This is a genomic window from Burkholderia sp. HAN2018 (genome assembly GCF_024704855.1).
In the GTDB taxonomy this organism is placed as follows: Bacteria; Pseudomonadota; Gammaproteobacteria; order Burkholderiales; family Burkholderiaceae; genus Burkholderia; species Burkholderia cepacia.
The window spans coordinates 1-2,450 of sequence record NZ_QOBB01000446.1; the positions used below are offsets into that span (position 1 = coordinate 1).

General features: G+C 73.0%; 1 protein-coding gene. It reads left to right on the top strand.

The features are described 5' to 3' along the window. On the top strand, positions 1–2,450 hold a 2,450-nt coding region (locus DPV74_RS40780; RefSeq protein WP_119339243.1), incomplete at both ends, for a non-ribosomal peptide synthetase.

Sequence of the window (2,450 nt, forward strand, 5' to 3'; positions counted from 1 at the left end):
TCGCGGCCGCATCGGGCGCCACGCCGTTCGCGGTGCTGCTCGCCGCGCTCGATGCGCTGCTCGCGCGCGCGACGGGCGATGCGCGGATCTGCGTCGGCGTGCCGGCCGCGAACCGCGAACGCGCGGAAGTCGCCGGCCTGATCGGCTTCTTCGTCAACACGCTGGCGATCGACGTCGACGTGCCCGCGCACGGCGATTTCTCGTCGCTGGTCGCGCGCACGCAGCGTGCGCTCGTCGACGCGCAGATGCATCAGGACGTGCCGTTCGAGCAGGTGGTCGACGCGCTCGGCGTGCCGCGCAGCGCGAGCCACCATCCGCTGTTCCAGGTGATGGCCGCCTACGGCGAGCGTCGTGCGTTGCCGGCGCTCGGCGCGGCGTCGGCCGCGTTGCTGCCGTCCGGTACGCCTGCCGCGAAATTCGACCTGACGCTGTCGGTCGAAGCGACGCCGGACGGCACCTTCGACGCCGCGTTCATCTACGCGCTCGACCTGTTCGATGCGGATGCGATCGAACGGCTGGCCGCGCGCTTCGTCACGCTGCTCGCCGATGCGCTCGCGCGCCCCGACATGCCGGTCGGCGATCTCGACTGGCTGCCCGCCGCCGAGCGCGCGCAGCTCCTTGCATGGAACGCGCCGGCCGGCGCGACCGATGCCGAGCCGTTCGTGCCCGTGCATGCACGTATCGCCGCGCATGCGCAGGCACGGCCCGACGCGCGCGGCGTCGCCGATATCGATCGTGCGTTCACGCGCGGCGAAGTCGATGCGCGCGCGGCCCGCCTGGCGCGCCATCTGGTGGCGGCCGGCGTACGGCCGGAAATGCGGGTCGGCGTCGCGCTGCAGCGCTCGGTGGACCTGCTCGTCGCGCTGATCGCGGTCTTGAAGTCGGGCGCCGCGTTCGTGCCGCTCGATCCGGCTCATCCGCGCGAACGGCTCGCGCAGATCGTCGGCGACGCGAACATCGCGCACGTGCTGACCGACGGCGCGAGCGCCGCGTCGCTGCCCGAGCTGCCGGCGCTGCGCGTGTGGCGCGCCGATGAAGTCGCTGCGCTCGACGAAGCGGCGCACGTCGTGCTGCCGGACGTGCTGCCGGGGCACGCGGCTTATGCGATCTACACGTCGGGCTCGACCGGCAAGCCGAAGGGCGTGATCGTCGACCATGCATCGTTCGCGCTGCATTGCGCGGCGATCGCCGAGCGCTACGGCGCGGGCGAGCAGGACGTGTTCCTGCTGTTCCAGTCGGTCAACTTCGACGGCGCGCATGAAGGCTGGTTCTCGCAGTACATGTCGGGCGCCGCCGTGTCGGTGACGGCCGACGTGCTGTGGCCGCCCGCGCAGACCTGCGCGATGATGGTCCGCGACGGCGTGACGATGACCTACGTGCCGCCCGGCTGCGCCGCGCAGCTCGCCGAATGGGCGCTCGCGCACGGCGCGCCGCCGACACTGCGGTCGCTGACCGTCGGCGGCGAAGCGACGTCGCGCGAGGCATTCGCGATGCTGCGCCGCGCGCTGCCGAACGTGCGCGTGGTCAACGGCTACGGGCCGACCGAGACGGTCATCACGCCGACGCTGTGGATGTTCCGGCCCGGCGACGATCTCGCGAAGCTCGGCGACGCCGCGTACCTGCCGATCGGTACGCTGGTCGGCGCACGCACCGCGCACGTGCTCGACGAGCGGCTGCATCCGCTGCCGGTCGGCGTGATCGGCGAACTGTACCTGGGCGGCGAGGGGATCGGCGTCGCGCGCGGCTATCTCGACCGCCCGGCGCTGACGGCCGAGCGTTTCGTGCCCGATCCGTACGGCGCGCCGGGTGCGCGGCTGTACCGCACGGGCGACCTCGTGCGGCGCCGCGCGGACGGCGTGTTCGACTTCATCGGCCGCGTCGACCACCAGGTGAAGCTGCGCGGGCTGCGCATCGAACTCGGCGAGATCGAGGCGCAGCTTGCCGCGCACGACGCGGTGCGTGAAGCATGCGCGGTCGTGCACGGGCAGGGCGCACTCGCGCAGCTCGTCGCGTACGTCGAGCTGACCGCCGACGCACGGGCGGCCGCGCAGCCGGTCGAAGCCGCGACGCTCGACGCACACCTGCGCCGCACGCTGCCCGATTACATGGTGCCCGCGCAGCTGATCGTGCTGGACGCGCTGCCGCGCAACGCGAACAGCAAGGTCGACCGCGCACGGCTGCCGGCGCCCGTGCGTGTCGAACGCGCGTACGAAGCGCCGCAGGACGGCGACGAAGCCGCGCTCGCGGCGATCTGGTGCGACGTGCTGAATCTCGAGCGTGTGGGCCGGGGCGATCACTTCTTCGATCTCGGCGGCCATTCGCTCGCCGCCGTGCGCGTCGCGACGCGCGTGGCCGAACGGCTCGGCCGCGACGTGCCGGTGCGCGCGCTGTTCGAAGCGCCGGTGCTCGCGCAGTACGCGCGTCAGGTGGCCGATGCGCCGCGCGCCGCG